The organism is Citrobacter sp. C13 (assembly GCF_014596815.2).
In the GTDB taxonomy this organism is placed as follows: domain Bacteria; phylum Pseudomonadota; class Gammaproteobacteria; order Enterobacterales; family Enterobacteriaceae; genus Citrobacter; species Citrobacter portucalensis.
Genome location: NZ_CP115024.1, coordinates 521,582 through 536,714 on the forward strand (window position 1 = coordinate 521,582; position 15,133 = coordinate 536,714).

Sequence of the window (15,133 nt, forward strand, 5' to 3'; positions counted from 1 at the left end):
TTCATTCCGGATTCTTTTTCTCTTTGCGACTCCTCATCATCCGCGTTCTGTCGATGAACTCATGCGTTTTGGCATCGTGATAGCGTGACGGCCAAATTACCCAGGGGTCAGTTCCCAGCGCCTGGGCGATTATCAACTCACCTTTTGGCCATGGTCTCGTTAACGCATTTGCCAGCGTTGATGAACTCAATCCATTTTTACGTGATTCAGCGGCCATTGAGGTCCCTTTCTTGCGCAGTCCGGCGATGATGTCGGCCGGATGCCAGTCAATCAGCTTGCTTTCCATAAATTCATCTCTCCTTTGGTTAACGACTTACGGTTCCACGATCGGTTGTGGCGACACTATAACGCCCGAAGAACGAATGTTCTAAAATGTTCATGTAAAGTGTGTGTATATTCAGAATATGCCAAGATTGTGCGTGATTTTCTGGAGAGGAGGAAATGCTTACTGGAGCTTATAAGAAAATCCCGTGCAGGGCACGGGATGAGAGAGGATGCAGTAGGGAATTAACGGTCGCGCTGTACGGCGATATGTGCCAGACCAATCAGCGCTTCTCTCCACGGCGTATCAGGCAGCACCTGCAGCGCAGCGATAGCCTTATCAGCCTCTTCTTCTGCACGTTGGCGAGTCCACTCCAGGGAGCCGCAGGCGTTCATTGCTTCCAGAACCGGCTCCAGAAGGTGACGACCATTACCTTGCTCAATGGCGTGGCGAATCATTTGCGCTTGTTCTGGGGTGCCGTGGCGCATGGCATGCAGCAGTGGCAGTGTTGGTTTACCCTCATTGAGGTCATCACCGACGTTTTTACCCAGCTGCTCGCCATCTGCGCTGTAATCCAGCAAATCGTCAATTAACTGGAAAGCGGTACCGAGATAACGGCCATAATCCTGCAACCCTTTTTCTTGTTCTTCGCTACAGCCAGCCAGAATACCTGAACATTGGGCTGCCGCTTCAAACAAACGCGCGGTCTTACTGTAGATGACGCGCATATAGTTTTCTTCGGTGATGTCCGGGTCGTTGACGTTCATCAACTGCAAGACTTCACCTTCGGCGATGACGTTGACCGCTTTCGACATGACTTCCAGCACTTTCAACGAGCCAAGGCTGGTCATCATCTGAAATGCGCGGGTATAGATAAAATCGCCAACCAGCACGCTGGCCGCATTACCAAACGCCGCATTTGCCGTAGCTTTCCCACGGCGCATGTCTGACTCATCCACAACATCGTCGTGCAGCAGGGTCGCTGTGTGGATAAACTCGATGAGGGCCGCAATCGTAACGTGCGCATTTTCCTGGTAACCAACGGCCCGCGCGGCGAGGACGGCGATCATTGGGCGAATGCGTTTTCCGCCGCCGCTAACGATGTAGTACCCCAGTTGATTGATCAGCTGAACGTCGGAATTGAGCTGTTCAAGGATTGTCGCATTGACCCCCGCCATATCTTGCGCGGTTAACTCATTGATTTTTTCTAAATTCATCGCAAAAGCCGGGCTTCTCGCCCCGATTACCTTACTGTGTGGGAAGGTAACGTCGGGTTTAGGGTTATAAATATATGCTGATTGTACTGAAAAAACGCCGTAGATAAACGTTACCGTACGTGTTGTGTTTTTTTTCTTCATGTATTGACGGTAGCACTTGTCAAAGGCTCGCGTTTTGCGTAATATTCGCGCCCTATTGTGAATATTTATAGCGCACTCTGAATCATCAAAAAGGTGTGCGCGGAAGCGGAGTTTTTTATGTACGCGGTTTTCCAAAGTGGTGGTAAACAACACCGAGTAAGCGAAGGTCAGACCGTTCGCCTGGAAAAGCTGGACATCGCAACTGGCGAATCTGTTGAATTCGCAGAAGTTCTGATGATCGCAAACGGTGAAGAAGTCAAAATCGGCGTTCCTTTCGTTGATGGCGGCGTTATCAAAGCTGAAGTCGTTGCTCACGGTCGTGGCGAGAAAGTTAAAATTGTTAAGTTTCGTCGTCGTAAACACTACCGTAAGCAGCAGGGCCATCGTCAGTGGTTCACTGATGTGAAAATCACTGGCATCAGCGCTTAAGTTAAGGGGAGCAGATTAAATGGCACATAAAAAGGCTGGCGGCTCGACTCGTAACGGTCGCGATTCAGAAGCTAAACGTCTGGGCGTAAAACGCTTCGGCGGTGAAACAGTTCTGGCTGGTAGCATCATCGTTCGTCAACGTGGTACTAAATTCCACGCTGGCTCCAACGTTGGTTGCGGCAAAGACCACACTCTGTTTGCTAAAGCAGACGGTAAAGTGAAATTTGAAGTGAAAGGCCCGAAAAACCGTAAATTCATCAGCATCGTTGCTGAATAAGTTTTTCGCGTCCCGGTAACGGATAAAAGCCCCGCAACACGTTGCGGGGCTTTTTACATTCGACGGCCGGTAAATACGCTCGTCGCGCCGACAACCCGGAAACGAGCCCTTGCAGGGAATACGGCATGAAGCAGCAGGCAGGCATTGGTATTCTGTTAGCACTCACAACGGCAGTATGTTGGGGCGCTTTGCCAATAGCAATGAAGCAAGTGCTGGAGGTGATGGAGCCTCCTACCGTGGTGTTCTACCGTTTTTTAATGGCAAGCGTTGGCCTTGGCGCTATTCTTGCGGTTAAAAAAAAGCTCCCTCCGCTGCGTATTTTTCGCAAAGCGCGCTGGCTGGTGTTGCTGGCTATCGCAACCGGTGGGCTGTTCGGTAACTTCATTCTGTTTAGTTCATCCTTGCAGTATTTGAGCCCAACGGCTTCGCAGGTTATCGGCCAGCTGTCACCGGTTGGTATGATGATCGCCAGCGTCTTTATCCTGAAAGAAAAGATGCGCGGCACGCAGGTTATTGGCGCCATTATGCTTCTGAGCGGCCTGGTTCTGTTTTTTAATACCAGTCTGATCGAAATTTTTACCCGACTCACCGATTACACCTGGGGCGTTATCTTTGGTGTCGGTGCGGCGATGGTCTGGGTGAGCTATGGGGTCGCGCAAAAGGTGTTATTGCGCCGCCTGGCATCACCGCAGATCCTGTTTTTACTGTACACTTTATGTACGATAGCGTTGTTGCCACTGGCTAAACCCGGTGTCATCACGCAGCTCAGCGACTGGCAGCTGGCATGCCTCGTATTCTGCGGCCTGAATACGCTGGTAGGATACGGCGCTCTCGCGGAAGCGATGGCGCGTTGGCAGGCGGCTCAGGTGAGCGCTATTATCACGCTCACACCGCTGTTTACGTTGTTATTTTCAGATTTATTATCACTGGCCTGGCCCGATTTCTTCGCCAGACCGATGCTAAACCTATTAGGTTATCTCGGTGCGTTTATCGTGGTTGCGGGCGCGATGTATTCCGCCATTGGTCATCGAATTTGGGGCGGTTTACGTAAGCATGAAACGGTGGTTTCGCAACCCCGCTCAGGCGAATGATTTACGGAGAGTAAAATGAAGTTTGTTGATGAAGCATCGATTCTGGTCGTTGCAGGTGATGGCGGTAATGGTTGCGTCAGCTTCCGCCGCGAAAAGTACATCCCAAAAGGCGGTCCGGACGGTGGTGATGGTGGTGACGGTGGTGACGTTTGGCTGGAAGCCGACGAAAACCTGAACACGCTGATCGATTACCGTTTTGAAAAATCATTCCGTGCGGAACGTGGTCAGAATGGCGCGAGCCGTGATTGCACCGGTAAGCGTGGCAAAGACGTTACCATTAAAGTACCTGTTGGTACGCGTGTTATCGATCAGGGCACGGGCGAAACCATGGGCGACATGACCAAACACGGTCAGCGTCTGATGGTCGCTAAAGGAGGCTGGCACGGTCTGGGCAACACCCGTTTCAAATCCTCGGTTAACCGTACTCCGCGTCAGAAAACAATGGGTACGCCGGGTGATAAGCGCGATCTGATGCTGGAGCTGATGCTGCTGGCGGACGTGGGTATGCTGGGCATGCCAAACGCCGGGAAATCGACGTTTATCCGTGCGGTGTCCGCGGCGAAGCCGAAAGTCGCTGATTATCCGTTTACCACCCTGGTGCCGAGCCTGGGCGTGGTTCGTATGGACAACGAAAAGAGCTTCGTGGTTGCCGACATTCCGGGACTGATTGAAGGCGCGGCTGAAGGCGCAGGCCTGGGTATCCGCTTCCTGAAACACCTGGAACGTTGCCGTGTACTGCTTCACCTCATCGATATCGATCCGATTGATGGCTCTGATCCAGTTGAAAACGCCCGTATCATTATTGGCGAACTGGAAAAATACAGTCAGGATTTGGCATCTAAACCGCGCTGGTTAGTGTTCAACAAAATTGATTTGATGGACAAGGCTGAAGCGGAAGAGAAAGCGAAAGCTATCGCCGAAGCGTTGGGTTGGGAAGGTAAATATTACCTGATCTCTGCTGCCAGCCAACTGGGCGTGAAAGATCTCTGCTGGGATGTGATGACCTTTATCATTGAGAACCCGATTGTTCAGGCTGAAGAAGCGAAACAGCCAGAGAAAGTTGAGTTCATGTGGGATGATTATCACCGCCAGCAGCTCGCTGAAGTCGAAGACGAAGCGGAAGATGACTGGGATGACGATTGGGACGAAGACGACGAAGAAGGCGTTGAGTTCATCTACAAGCGTTAATCGCATTAAAAACCCCGGCCATGTTGCCGGGGTTTTTGTTTCCAGGCCTCTCTGTAGGCCGGATAAGGCACGTTAATGCCGCCATCCGACAATCAAATTACCCATTTAGTTGTTCTGATAAATATCCTTGTACAACCGGCTCTCGAAGCGCACCAACGGAATACGGCGATTACGCTGGTCAGCTGGCTCTACCGCATAACCAGATAAATACTGCACGAATGCCATGCGTTGGCCACTTGCCGTGGTGATGAAACCTGCGAGGTTATAAACCCCCTGCAGCGAGCCTGTCTTCGCCGATACTTTGCCATCCACCCCAGCCTGATGCAGACCCGCACGGTATTGCAGGGAGCCGTCGTGGCCCGCCAGCGGCAGCATAGTGATAAAGTTCAGCTCGTTATCGTGTTGAGCGATATATTGCAGCACCTGCATCATGGTCGCTGGGGCAATCAGGTTATGGCGGGAGAGGCCAGAACCGTCGGCAATAATGGTGTTGCCGATATCAACGCCTGCCTGCTGACGTAAAATCTGGCGCACGGCATCAGAACCCGCCCGCCAAGTGCCCGGCACGTTAAACCGGGCATGACCAATCATACGGAAAACGGTATCGGCAATCATGTTGTCCGATTTTTTCAGCATAATCTTAAGCAGGTCATGTAGCGGCGCAGACTGTTTACTGGCGACCACCGTTCCTGGTTCGTTGACCAACGTCTGGCGCAGCAGCGTACCGCTGTAGGTGATACCTGCTTGTTTTAGCTCATCTTTGATAATTGCCCCGGCATAGCTGGCACCGTCCTGAATGGCGAACGCCAGCGGCAGCGGATCGGCTCGTTGTGGCAGGCATCCGGTCAGCGTATAGCGGTTGAGATCGCCGGGAACCACATCCAGTTCACAATATTGCGCTTCCGCAGAACCTCGGGCGAGGGTACGCACCTGACTGAACATGGTGACCGGGTAATAAGATGCCACGCGAATAAAGGCGAGATCGTTGGGTTTTTGCGCGCTGTAGAGTGAAACCGAGAAACAGTTTCTATCGACAATAGCCGCTGCGGGCGGTGCGCTAAAACACTGCGTCATATCGTTCCAGGGCCAACCGGGCGCTTTATCATGACTGGCAAAAATTGAGGTGTCGATCAGGACATTCCCGGCAATTTGCGTCACACCTGATTTTTTTAGGGTTGCCACCATATTGCGAATATCCTGGCGTTTTAGCGTCGGATCGGCACCAAATCGTGCCACTAAGTCACCTTTCAATACGCCGCCTTCCACGCTGCCTTTGGTCTCAAGCGTGGTGGTAAAACGAAAGTCAGGCCCGAGCTGAATCAATGCCGCCAGCGCGGTGATTACTTTCTGGGTGCTGGCGGGCAGCGCCATCTGCTGGCTATGAAAATCAATAGCGGGTGCAGGTGCGCCAACCTTCTGTACCATAAGGGCGAGGTTGGCCCCGGCAGGGAGCTGATTGATATACTCGTCGACGTTCGCAGCCTGAACGCTGAACGCTATACTGGCAGTCAATCCGATGGTAAATCTGGAAAATCGCATAATCTCGCGCTAACAACCTGGAAACAGGCCGTCATACTACGGCGCAACGCCCCAAAAAGTAAACGATGACCCATAAGGAACTCCAGGGTAAAATGATCATCAAATAGAGAATTGTAGCTGACCTGGGACCTTGAGCCCCGGGTCGGTATTTTTTTGCTTCTGACTCTGGCATGACACACGCCAGGGTGGGCTTAGCAGCCGGGGTGAGAGCAACTACCCCCTACAGGAATGTTCAAGAGGTATAACAAATGCAAGCTATCCCGATGACCTTACGTGGTGCTGAAAAACTGCGCGAAGAGCTGGATTTTCTGAAATCTGTGCGCCGTCCTGAAATTATTGCCGCTATCGCTGAAGCGCGTGAGCACGGTGACCTGAAAGAGAACGCGGAGTATCACGCGGCGCGCGAACAGCAGGGTTTCTGCGAAGGACGCATTAAAGATATCGAAGCTAAACTGTCCAACGCGCAGGTAATCGACGTTACTAAAATGCCGAACAATGGCCGCGTTGTTTTCGGTGCGACGGTTACCGTTCTGAATCTCGATAACGATGAAGAGCAGACATGGCGTATTGTCGGCGATGATGAAGCCGATTTTAAACAGAACCTGATTTCAGTGAACTCGCCTATCGCTCGTGGCCTTATCGGTAAAGAGCAGGATGACGTCGTGGTTATCAAAACGCCGGGCGGCGAAGTGGAATATGAAGTGACGAAGGTAGAATACCTGTAATTCGCATCTTGGTTAAGATGTTGATACATTGTAAAGAAAGGAAAAAGGCCGCATAGCGGCCTTTTATCAACGAAGAGAGCGTGGCATTTTGCTCTCCTGCTAGCGGAAAACCCCGCGTTTTACACAAACTTCGTGTGCAACTTTGGGATATTCTTAGCGTGGCAGCGAGATTTTACGTTCTTTAGTCGGGCGATACAGTACCAGCGTTTTGCCGATGACCTGTACATTGCAGGCGCCGGTTTCGCGTACGATAGCTTCCACGATCAAGGTTTTAGTATCGCGATCTTCCGAGGCGATTTTCACCTTGATAAGTTCATGGTGCTCTAACGCTTGTTCAATCTCGGCCAGTACCCCTTCGGTCAAACCATTATTGCCAAGCATAACTACAGGCTTGAGCGGATGTGCCAGACCTTTCAGGTGCTGTTTTTGTTTAGTACTCAGATTCATCGTATATTTTTGCTTACGTTGGGATTGAAAACGGGTCATTCTACCGCCATCTCCCATATATCACCAAATAGCTGTGTAGAAATTTACACCATTGGTTACGATGAACTGCCCTTTGGGAATGTGAAATGACAGGTAAAAAGCGTTCTGCCAGCTCGAGTCGCTGGCTTCAGGAACACTTTAGCGATAAATATGTTCAACAGGCACAGAAAAAGGGGTTACGTTCCCGTGCCTGGTTTAAACTTGATGAAATACAGCAAAGTGACAAAATTTTTAAACCGGGGATGACGATAGTTGATCTCGGTGCTGCACCCGGTGGCTGGTCGCAATATGCAGTTACGCAGATCGGCAACACCGGCCGCATTATCGCTTGCGATCTTTTACCTATGGATCCAATCGTTGGTGTGGACTTCCTTCAGGGCGACTTTCGTGATGAATTAGTCCTGAAAGCGTTACTTGAACGCGTAGGTGACAGTAAAGTACAAGTTGTCATGTCTGATATGGCGCCAAATATGTGTGGAACACCGGCGGTGGATATTCCCCGGGCCATGTATCTGGTAGAGCTGGCGCTTGGAATGGCTCGTGATGTATTAGCGCCAGGTGGTAGTTTTGTAGTGAAGGTGTTCCAGGGCGAAGGCTTCGATGAGTATCTAAGAGAGATTCGCTCCCTGTTTACGAAGGTCAAAGTTCGTAAGCCGGACTCTTCTCGCGCCCGTTCGCGTGAAGTGTATATTGTAGCGACCGGGCGTAAACCATAACCGGCAGATTTCAAACGAAAGTTTGAAAGAAACTGGATATAGAGTATCCTGACGCTGTTTTTAACACAGTTGTAATATGAGGTTAATCCCTTGAGTGACATGGCGAAAAACCTAATTCTCTGGCTGGTCATTGCCGTTGTGCTGATGTCAGTATTCCAGAGCTTTGGGCCCAGCGAGTCTAATGGCCGTAAGGTTGATTACTCTACCTTCCTGCAAGAGGTCAATCAGGACCAGGTTCGTGAAGCGAAGATCAACGGACGTGAGATTAACGTTACCAAGAAAGATAGTAACCGTTACACGACCTACATCCCGGTTAACGATCCGAAGCTGCTTGATAACCTGCTGACCAAAAACGTCAAGGTTGTTGGCGAACCACCTGAAGAGCCGAGCCTGCTGGCTTCTATCTTCATTTCCTGGTTCCCAATGCTGCTGCTGATTGGTGTCTGGATCTTCTTCATGCGTCAGATGCAGGGCGGTGGTGGCAAAGGTGCCATGTCGTTCGGCAAGAGCAAAGCGCGCATGCTGACGGAAGATCAGATCAAAACGACTTTTGCTGACGTTGCGGGTTGTGACGAAGCAAAAGAAGAAGTCGCTGAGCTGGTTGAGTATCTGCGCGAACCGAGCCGTTTCCAGAAACTGGGCGGTAAAATCCCGAAAGGCGTCCTGATGGTTGGTCCTCCGGGTACGGGTAAAACCCTGCTGGCGAAAGCTATCGCAGGTGAAGCGAAGGTTCCATTCTTCACAATTTCCGGTTCTGATTTCGTGGAAATGTTCGTGGGTGTCGGTGCATCTCGTGTGCGTGACATGTTCGAACAAGCCAAGAAAGCGGCACCGTGCATCATCTTCATCGATGAAATCGACGCCGTAGGTCGCCAGCGTGGTGCAGGTCTGGGCGGTGGTCACGATGAACGTGAACAGACGCTGAACCAGATGCTGGTTGAGATGGACGGCTTCGAAGGTAACGAAGGTATTATCGTTATCGCAGCAACTAACCGTCCAGACGTTCTTGACCCTGCGCTGCTGCGTCCAGGCCGTTTCGACCGTCAGGTTGTGGTTGGTCTGCCAGACGTTCGCGGTCGTGAACAGATCCTGAAAGTGCATATGCGTCGCGTACCGCTGTCTCCGGATATCGATGCGGCAATCATTGCACGTGGCACGCCTGGCTTCTCCGGTGCGGACCTCGCGAACCTGGTGAACGAAGCGGCGCTGTTTGCTGCTCGTGGCAACAAGCGCGTAGTGTCGATGGTTGAGTTCGAAAAAGCGAAAGACAAAATCATGATGGGTGCGGAACGTCGCTCCATGGTGATGACGGAAGCGCAGAAAGAATCTACCGCGTATCACGAAGCTGGCCACGCGATTATCGGTCGCCTGGTACCGGAACACGATCCGGTGCACAAAGTAACGATTATCCCGCGCGGTCGTGCGCTGGGTGTGACCTTCTTCCTGCCTGAAGGCGACGCAATCAGCGCCAGCCGTCAGAAGCTGGAAAGCCAGATCTCGACGCTGTACGGCGGTCGTCTGGCGGAAGAGATCATCTACGGTGCTGAACATGTTTCTACCGGTGCGTCGAACGACATCAAAGTCGCGACTAACCTGGCGCGTAACATGGTTACTCAGTGGGGCTTCTCCGATAAACTCGGTCCGCTGCTGTACGCTGAAGAAGAAGGCGAAGTGTTCCTGGGACGTTCTGTAGCGAAAGCGAAACACATGTCCGATGAAACCGCTCGCATTATCGATCAGGAAGTTAAACTGCTGATTGAGCGTAACTATGACCGTGCACGTCGTTTGCTGAACGAAAACATGGACATTCTGCACTCGATGAAAGATGCGCTCATGAAATATGAGACCATCGATGCGCCGCAGATTGACGATCTGATGGCTCGCCGCGATGTGCGTCCGCCAGCGGGTTGGGAAGAACCGGGTTCTTCTAATAACAACTCTGGCAGCACCGGCAAGCCGAGTGCACCGCGTCCGGTTGATGAACCGCGTGCGCCGGACTCTGGCACTATGTCAGAGCAACTGGGCGACAAATAAGTTATCGTTGATGATGACCGTGTTTTAATTGAAAACCCTGGGGCTTGCTCCGGGGTTTTTCTTATCTGCATATTCAAGATTTTACCAGGGATAAAACTATGAAACTCTTTGCTCAGGGTTCTTCACTGGATCTCAGCCATCCGCACGTCATGGGGATTTTGAACGTCACGCCAGATTCTTTTTCCGATGGCGGAGCGCACAACTCTCTGGTTGAGGCGGTAAAACACGCAAACCTGATGATTAACGCCGGGGCGACTATCATTGATGTGGGCGGTGAGTCCACGCGTCCGGGCGCGGCTGATGTGAGTGTGGAAGAAGAGTTGCAGCGAGTGATCCCAGTGGTCGAGGCGATTGCTCAGCGTTTTGAAGTGTGGATTTCGGTCGATACCTCAAAACCCGAAGTGATTCGCGAATGCGCCAGAGTTGGCGCGCATATCATCAATGATATTCGCTCACTCTCGGAGCCTGGAGCGCTGGAAGCCGCAGCGGAGACCGGATTGCCGGTTTGCCTGATGCATATGCAGGGGCAGCCGAAAACCATGCAGGAAGCGCCAAAGTATGAGGATGTTTTTGCTGAGGTAAACCGTTACTTTGTTGAGCAAATAGCACGTTGCGAGCGGGCTGGAATCACAAAAGATAAATTGTTGCTCGACCCCGGATTCGGATTCGGTAAAAATCTCACTCACAACTACACATTACTGGCACGTTTGTCTGAGTTTCATCATTTTAATCTGCCATTGCTGGTTGGGATGTCACGAAAATCAATGGTTGGCCAGTTACTGAATGTGGGGCCATCTGAACGCCTGAGCGGTAGCCTTGCGTGCGCGGTGATTGCCGCAATGCAGGGGGCGCAGATCGTTCGTGTCCATGACGTCAAAGAAACCGTAGAAGCGATGCGTGTGGTGGAAGCCACATTGTCTGCAAAGGAAAAAAAACGCTATGAGTAATCGTAAATATTTTGGCACTGATGGGATCCGCGGCCGCGTAGGCGATGCCCCAATTACTCCTGACTTTGTGCTCAAGCTGGGCTGGGCTGCAGGGAAAGTGCTTGCTCGTCATGGTTCACGTAAAATTATTATCGGTAAAGATACGCGTATTTCCGGCTATATGCTGGAGTCTGCGCTGGAAGCGGGCCTGGCTGCCGCCGGACTCTCAGCCTCATTCACAGGGCCAATGCCAACACCCGCCGTTGCGTATCTGACGCGCGCCTTCCGTGCTGAGGCCGGGATTGTTATCTCCGCTTCGCACAACCCGTACTATGACAACGGGATTAAATTCTTCTCTACCGACGGGACTAAACTGCCGGATGCAGTGGAAGAAGCCATTGAAGCCGAGATGGAAAAAGCGATCACCTGCGTGGATTCCGCTGAACTGGGTAAAGCCACACGTATCGTTGATGCTGCCGGTCGCTATATCGAGTTTTGCAAAGGCACCTTCCCGAACGAATTGAGCCTGAATGAGCTTAAAATTGTGGTGGATTGCGCTAACGGTGCGACGTACCACATTGCGCCAAATGTACTGCGTGAACTGGGTGCAAACGTGATTGCCATTGGCTGTGAGCCAAACGGTGTGAATATCAATGAAGAAGTCGGTGCCACCGACGTCCGTGCCCTGCAGGCGCGCGTGATTGCGGAAAAAGCCGATCTGGGTATTGCGCTGGATGGCGATGGCGACCGCGTCATTATGGTTGACCACGAAGGTAATAAGGTCGATGGCGATCAGATCATGTACATCATCGCCCGTGAAGCCCTGCGTCAGGGTCAGCTGCGCGGTGGCGCGGTAGGTACGCTGATGAGCAACATGGGCCTCGAGCTGGCGCTGAAACAGCTGGGTATTCCGTTTGCCCGTGCAAAAGTTGGCGACCGTTATGTGCTGGAAAAAATGCAGGAAAAAGGCTGGCGTATCGGTGCCGAAAACTCTGGTCATGTGATCCTGCTGGACAAAACCACCACTGGTGACGGCATCGTGGCGGGCCTGCAGGTGCTGGCGGCGATGGTGCGCAACCATATGAGCTTGCACGACCTGTGCAGCGGCATGAAAATGTTCCCACAGCTGCTGGTTAACGTACGATACACAGCAGGTAGCGGCGATCCGCTGGAACATGAAAACGTGAAAGCGGTGATGGCGGAAGTGGAAGCGGCGCTGGGTAACCGTGGACGCGTCCTGCTGCGTAAGTCTGGTACCGAACCGTTAATTCGTGTGATGGTTGAAGGTGAAGACGAAGCGCAGGTGACTGAATTCGCCCACCGTATTGCCGATGCTGTGAAAGCGGCGTAATTCCGAATAAAGTGAAAGCCGGAGTCTGAGACTCCGGCTTTTTTTTATTGTACGGCAAGCGGCTGTTTACGTCGGCGCTGCCAGAAGTAACCACCGACCATCAGTAGCACAAGGGCTGCCAGCCACGGCAGAACCGCCAGCAGATGCCCAGACCGGGCAAAGGTTAACGCAATCATCAGTAGCCAACCGCCCAGCATCGGAATCGCGGTACGCTTAACAATATCCACAGGCGAGACACCTGCAATCCCTGCGATAGCAATGATTACGCCGGCGATGGGCGATAACGTACGACCAATACCCGCAGAGATCTGGATAGGCAACATCATGACAGCGATATCGCTGCCGATATGACGGCTGATGTCCGGCACCATGGGTGCGAAGGAGAAAAATGCCGCATTCCCGGAGCCCATCAGCGCTGAAATCGCGAAGGTGATCAGGGTCATCAGCAGGATAATAGAGGCGGCGCTGAGGCCAAATTCACCGGAAAGCGACAACAGTGCGTCAACGGCGCCAATGGCTTTCAGTCCGGCGGAAAAGACTTCACCGGCGATAATCAGCGTCACGACGGTGGCAAAAACGCTACCCATGCTGTCAAAAACCTTTTGTACGCCAGCCATCACCTCACGCGCCTTGCGATGACGGCAGTACTCACAAACCAGCGTAATAGCGAGGCTTATCAGTACGGCGGTATCCAGCGTGATCTTGAGTGAGCTGAATACTAAATCGCTGCACACCAGCATCAATACCAGCGGCAGCATGGGCAGAAACAGCCAGGCGATAGGTGCGTCGGCTTCATCAGTCGCCGTTAATGTCTGCATTTGCTGAGCTGTATTGTCGCCACTTTCCCGACGGTCAAAAAAGCGTTGCACAACAATATGCAGTAGGGCGATGAAAAGAATGACGGGTACAACGATCGGCAACTGATCCTGCACGAAATAGTTCACGACCTCGATGCCTGCAGTTTTGGCGGCGAGAACAGAGTTGCCGGAACCGGGGCCAAACTCAACCGCACAGGTACTGGCGATAACGGCGGCAACCGCGGCGCGGCTACAGCCAAGACGGGTAAGCAATGGGTAAAGCGTCGCCATCAACAGCAGACCCAATCCGGTGGCGCTGCTGATAAACAGCGACAGGAATTGACCCAGTAGCAGTGCCAGCCCCAGCAGCAGATAAGGCGAGTTCAGGCGTTGCAAAGGACGAGATGTCACCCGAACCAGTACCTGGCTTGCGCCAATGGCCGACATATAGGTGGCAAAACCACCAATCAGCATAATTTGCAGACCGAGGCCGCCGAGACGCACGCTCAGGGTATCGCGAATAAACTCAAAGGCGTCAAAGGGGCCAAATCCAGTGCTCTTTTTCACCAGGCCACTGAGTGAGGTCATTCCGCTAAAATGCGCGATAAGCAACAGCACAATCCCGGTCAATAACAGTACCGACTGGGGGTGATATTTTTTGAGGATTAGACGTCCGGCAAAAATGATGGCGATTAGCGCCAGTAGTAACGACATTCTTGCCCCCTTACCCGAAGTTGCCGGTAACCAGGCACTCGCCATCCCGCAGCAACGGTTTACCCGCGGCAAACAGATGGGCCAGCGAGAGGTCATCATTGAGTACACAGATATCAGCACGTTCTCCGGCGCAGAGCACGCCCCCGGAAATACCCAGCGAGCGCGCAACGTTTGCCGTCAGCATCGCGATGGCCTGTGGCACCGGAATCCCGACATCAATCAGGCGAGGAAGCAGGTTAAGATTGCCTGCTACCGGTGCTGCGCTTAAACCTTCAACGATACCCTGAGCGTTAAAGCGTGGAACGCTGCCATTGCCGTCAGAACTGATCGTGATGCGCTCCGCCGGAACCTGTGCTTCGAGTGCGTGGAGAATCGCTTGCTCCTGAGGCATAAAACGACTGCCACCTGACGTAACATCGATATGGCCGCCGCGATGGGCAAAAGCAATTGCCTGTTCGAACAAGGGCTCAGTTCTCGCAACATGCGTCGGTGAAATATGGTGAATCGGAATACCCGCATCACACAGCTCAATAAGTTGCGACATCCCTTCCGGCAGATTCCCCAGGTGCACATGCAGCAAGCCTTTTTTCCCTGCCAGCAGGGAAGCGACGCGAATATCGCTCACTATCCTCAGCAACTCCTGGAAAGAGGGGTAAGAGCCACGGTGATCGGCGAGGGCGATTTTTACACCAAGAATTGCCGGAATGAAGGCCATATCATCGCGGATGGATCGCGTAATAGTTGGGCTGGGAACGGCGTAGGCTCCCGTGTGCATAAACGCGCGTAATCCCTCAAGGTTGAGAGACTGCATTTTAGCGTAGAGGTCTTTGGGTGAACGAGAAATGGCATCGGTGCCTAACACGCCAACCACCGTGGTAATACCTGCCTGAATCAGATCGCGCAGCTTGACGGCGGGCGTCCGACTGGCAAATCCGGCTTCACCACCGCCACCGGTAAGATGAACATGCTGATCGATGATACCAGGGATAACCCATTTACCCCGACAATCGATGACCTCGTTGATGCCATCAAACAATGAAATATCTTTTTCTACCGCCACAATTCGGTCGGCATGAATGAGCAGGGAGCAGAGGCCTAAATCCTCAGGAGAAAAAACACGGGCATTAGTCAATAAAGTAAACATAGCGGTCCTGTCAAACGTCGAGGGTGAGAGTCGGCAGGTGAAACGAAATATTGTTGTTATGATGCCCACCATAAAGCCATTACTATAACTATGACT

The 15,133-nt window shown here is 52.3% G+C and carries 15 protein-coding genes; 9 read left to right on the forward strand and 6 right to left on the reverse strand.

The window, feature by feature from the left end:
- Position 1 precedes the first annotated feature (1 nt).
- Positions 2–286 (reverse strand): DNA-binding transcriptional regulator SfsB, encoded by a 285-nt coding sequence (gene sfsB / locus IB222_RS02560; RefSeq protein ID WP_063941611.1) that lies wholly within the window; start codon positions 284–286, stop codon positions 2–4.
- Between the two features lie 221 nt (positions 287–507).
- Positions 508–1,479, reverse strand: coding sequence for an octaprenyl diphosphate synthase (ispB, locus tag IB222_RS02565; RefSeq protein ID WP_079938266.1), 972 nt, complete (start codon positions 1,477–1,479; stop codon positions 508–510).
- 258 nt (positions 1,480–1,737) lie between these two features.
- Between ispB and rplU the strand changes: the two genes are divergently transcribed.
- The 4 genes from rplU to cgtA all read left to right on the forward strand — a co-directional run bounded on the left by rplU (position 1,738) and on the right by cgtA (position 4,605).
- On the forward strand, positions 1,738–2,049 hold the full coding sequence (rplU, locus tag IB222_RS02570; RefSeq protein WP_003025032.1) for a 50S ribosomal protein L21: 312 nt from the start codon (positions 1,738–1,740) through the stop codon (positions 2,047–2,049).
- A gap of 19 nt (positions 2,050–2,068) precedes the next feature.
- A complete protein-coding gene (gene rpmA, locus IB222_RS02575; RefSeq protein WP_003025030.1) occupies positions 2,069–2,326 on the forward strand; it encodes a 50S ribosomal protein L27 in 258 nt (85 codons plus the stop codon).
- A 125-nt stretch (positions 2,327–2,451) separates the two neighbouring features.
- A complete protein-coding gene (locus IB222_RS02580) occupies positions 2,452–3,417 on the forward strand; it encodes a DMT family transporter (protein WP_003844844.1) in 966 nt (321 codons plus the stop codon).
- 15 nt (positions 3,418–3,432) lie between these two features.
- The gene (gene cgtA, locus IB222_RS02585; protein WP_003828732.1) at positions 3,433–4,605 is read left to right on the forward strand and encodes an Obg family GTPase CgtA; all 1,173 of its coding nucleotides are present in this window, start codon (positions 3,433–3,435) and stop codon (positions 4,603–4,605) included.
- 105 nt (positions 4,606–4,710) lie between these two features.
- On the opposite strand, the gene dacB is transcribed toward cgtA, so the two are convergent.
- Positions 4,711–6,144 carry a serine-type D-Ala-D-Ala carboxypeptidase gene (gene dacB, locus IB222_RS02590; RefSeq protein WP_032945109.1) on the reverse strand — a complete coding sequence of 478 codons (1,434 nt, stop codon included), beginning with the start codon at positions 6,142–6,144 and terminating at the stop codon, positions 4,711–4,713.
- 248 nt (positions 6,145–6,392) lie between these two features.
- Here dacB and greA point away from each other — a divergent pair, with 248 nt between their 5' ends.
- Positions 6,393–6,869, forward strand: coding sequence for a transcription elongation factor GreA (gene greA, locus IB222_RS02595; protein WP_003025019.1), 477 nt, complete (start codon positions 6,393–6,395; stop codon positions 6,867–6,869).
- 153 nt (positions 6,870–7,022) lie between these two features.
- On the opposite strand, the gene yhbY is transcribed toward greA, so the two are convergent.
- Entirely contained in the window at positions 7,023–7,316 is a 294-nt protein-coding gene (gene yhbY / locus IB222_RS02600) for a ribosome assembly RNA-binding protein YhbY (protein ID WP_003025016.1), read from the reverse strand.
- 125 nt (positions 7,317–7,441) lie between these two features.
- Here yhbY and rlmE point away from each other — a divergent pair, with 125 nt between their 5' ends.
- From rlmE to glmM, 4 genes are all read left to right on the forward strand, one after another.
- Complete coding sequence (gene rlmE, locus IB222_RS02605; protein ID WP_003025015.1) at positions 7,442–8,071, forward strand: 23S rRNA (uridine(2552)-2'-O)-methyltransferase RlmE; 630 nt, start codon at positions 7,442–7,444, stop codon at positions 8,069–8,071.
- A 99-nt stretch (positions 8,072–8,170) separates the two neighbouring features.
- The gene (gene ftsH, locus IB222_RS02610; RefSeq protein ID WP_003025013.1) at positions 8,171–10,105 is read left to right on the forward strand and encodes an ATP-dependent zinc metalloprotease FtsH; all 1,935 of its coding nucleotides are present in this window, start codon (positions 8,171–8,173) and stop codon (positions 10,103–10,105) included.
- A 98-nt stretch (positions 10,106–10,203) separates the two neighbouring features.
- Positions 10,204–11,052 (forward strand): dihydropteroate synthase, encoded by an 849-nt coding sequence (gene folP / locus IB222_RS02615; protein ID WP_048225717.1) that lies wholly within the window; start codon positions 10,204–10,206, stop codon positions 11,050–11,052.
- Complete coding sequence (gene glmM / locus IB222_RS02620) at positions 11,045–12,382, forward strand: phosphoglucosamine mutase (protein WP_008785919.1); 1,338 nt, start codon at positions 11,045–11,047, stop codon at positions 12,380–12,382. The genes folP and glmM overlap by 8 nt, the downstream gene beginning before the upstream one ends.
- Before the next feature lie 44 nt (positions 12,383–12,426).
- On the opposite strand, the gene dcuC is transcribed toward glmM, so the two are convergent.
- Both dcuC and iadA read right to left on the reverse strand, forming a co-directional pair.
- Positions 12,427–13,893 carry a C4-dicarboxylate transporter DcuC gene (gene dcuC, locus IB222_RS02625; protein WP_003828720.1) on the reverse strand — a complete coding sequence of 489 codons (1,467 nt, stop codon included), beginning with the start codon at positions 13,891–13,893 and terminating at the stop codon, positions 12,427–12,429.
- A 10-nt stretch (positions 13,894–13,903) separates the two neighbouring features.
- On the reverse strand, positions 13,904–15,037 hold the full coding sequence (gene iadA, locus IB222_RS02630; protein WP_149384979.1) for a beta-aspartyl-peptidase: 1,134 nt from the start codon (positions 15,035–15,037) through the stop codon (positions 13,904–13,906).
- Positions 15,038–15,133 lie beyond the last annotated feature (96 nt).

What these genes read in the sequence shown, in the direction of transcription:
- sfsB (WP_063941611.1), bottom strand. Translation starts at nt 286, where the DNA reads ATGGAAAGCAAGCTGATTGACTGGCATCCGGCCGACATCATCGCCGGA.
- ispB (WP_079938266.1), bottom strand. Translation starts at nt 1,479, where the DNA reads ATGAATTTAGAAAAAATCAATGAGTTAACCGCGCAAGATATGGCGGGG.
- rplU (WP_003025032.1), top strand. Translation starts at nt 1,738, where the DNA reads ATGTACGCGGTTTTCCAAAGTGGTGGTAAACAACACCGAGTAAGCGAA.
- rpmA (WP_003025030.1), top strand. Translation starts at nt 2,069, where the DNA reads ATGGCACATAAAAAGGCTGGCGGCTCGACTCGTAACGGTCGCGATTCA.
- IB222_RS02580 (WP_003844844.1), top strand. Translation starts at nt 2,452, where the DNA reads ATGAAGCAGCAGGCAGGCATTGGTATTCTGTTAGCACTCACAACGGCA.
- cgtA (WP_003828732.1), top strand. Translation starts at nt 3,433, where the DNA reads ATGAAGTTTGTTGATGAAGCATCGATTCTGGTCGTTGCAGGTGATGGC.
- dacB (WP_032945109.1), bottom strand. Translation starts at nt 6,144, where the DNA reads ATGCGATTTTCCAGATTTACCATCGGATTGACTGCCAGTATAGCGTTC.
- greA (WP_003025019.1), top strand. Translation starts at nt 6,393, where the DNA reads ATGCAAGCTATCCCGATGACCTTACGTGGTGCTGAAAAACTGCGCGAA.
- yhbY (WP_003025016.1), bottom strand. Translation starts at nt 7,316, where the DNA reads ATGAATCTGAGTACTAAACAAAAACAGCACCTGAAAGGTCTGGCACAT.
- rlmE (WP_003025015.1), top strand. Translation starts at nt 7,442, where the DNA reads ATGACAGGTAAAAAGCGTTCTGCCAGCTCGAGTCGCTGGCTTCAGGAA.
- ftsH (WP_003025013.1), top strand. Translation starts at nt 8,171, where the DNA reads ATGGCGAAAAACCTAATTCTCTGGCTGGTCATTGCCGTTGTGCTGATG.
- folP (WP_048225717.1), top strand. Translation starts at nt 10,204, where the DNA reads ATGAAACTCTTTGCTCAGGGTTCTTCACTGGATCTCAGCCATCCGCAC.
- glmM (WP_008785919.1), top strand. Translation starts at nt 11,045, where the DNA reads ATGAGTAATCGTAAATATTTTGGCACTGATGGGATCCGCGGCCGCGTA.
- dcuC (WP_003828720.1), bottom strand. Translation starts at nt 13,893, where the DNA reads ATGTCGTTACTACTGGCGCTAATCGCCATCATTTTTGCCGGACGTCTA.
- iadA (WP_149384979.1), bottom strand. Translation starts at nt 15,037, where the DNA reads ATGTTTACTTTATTGACTAATGCCCGTGTTTTTTCTCCTGAGGATTTA.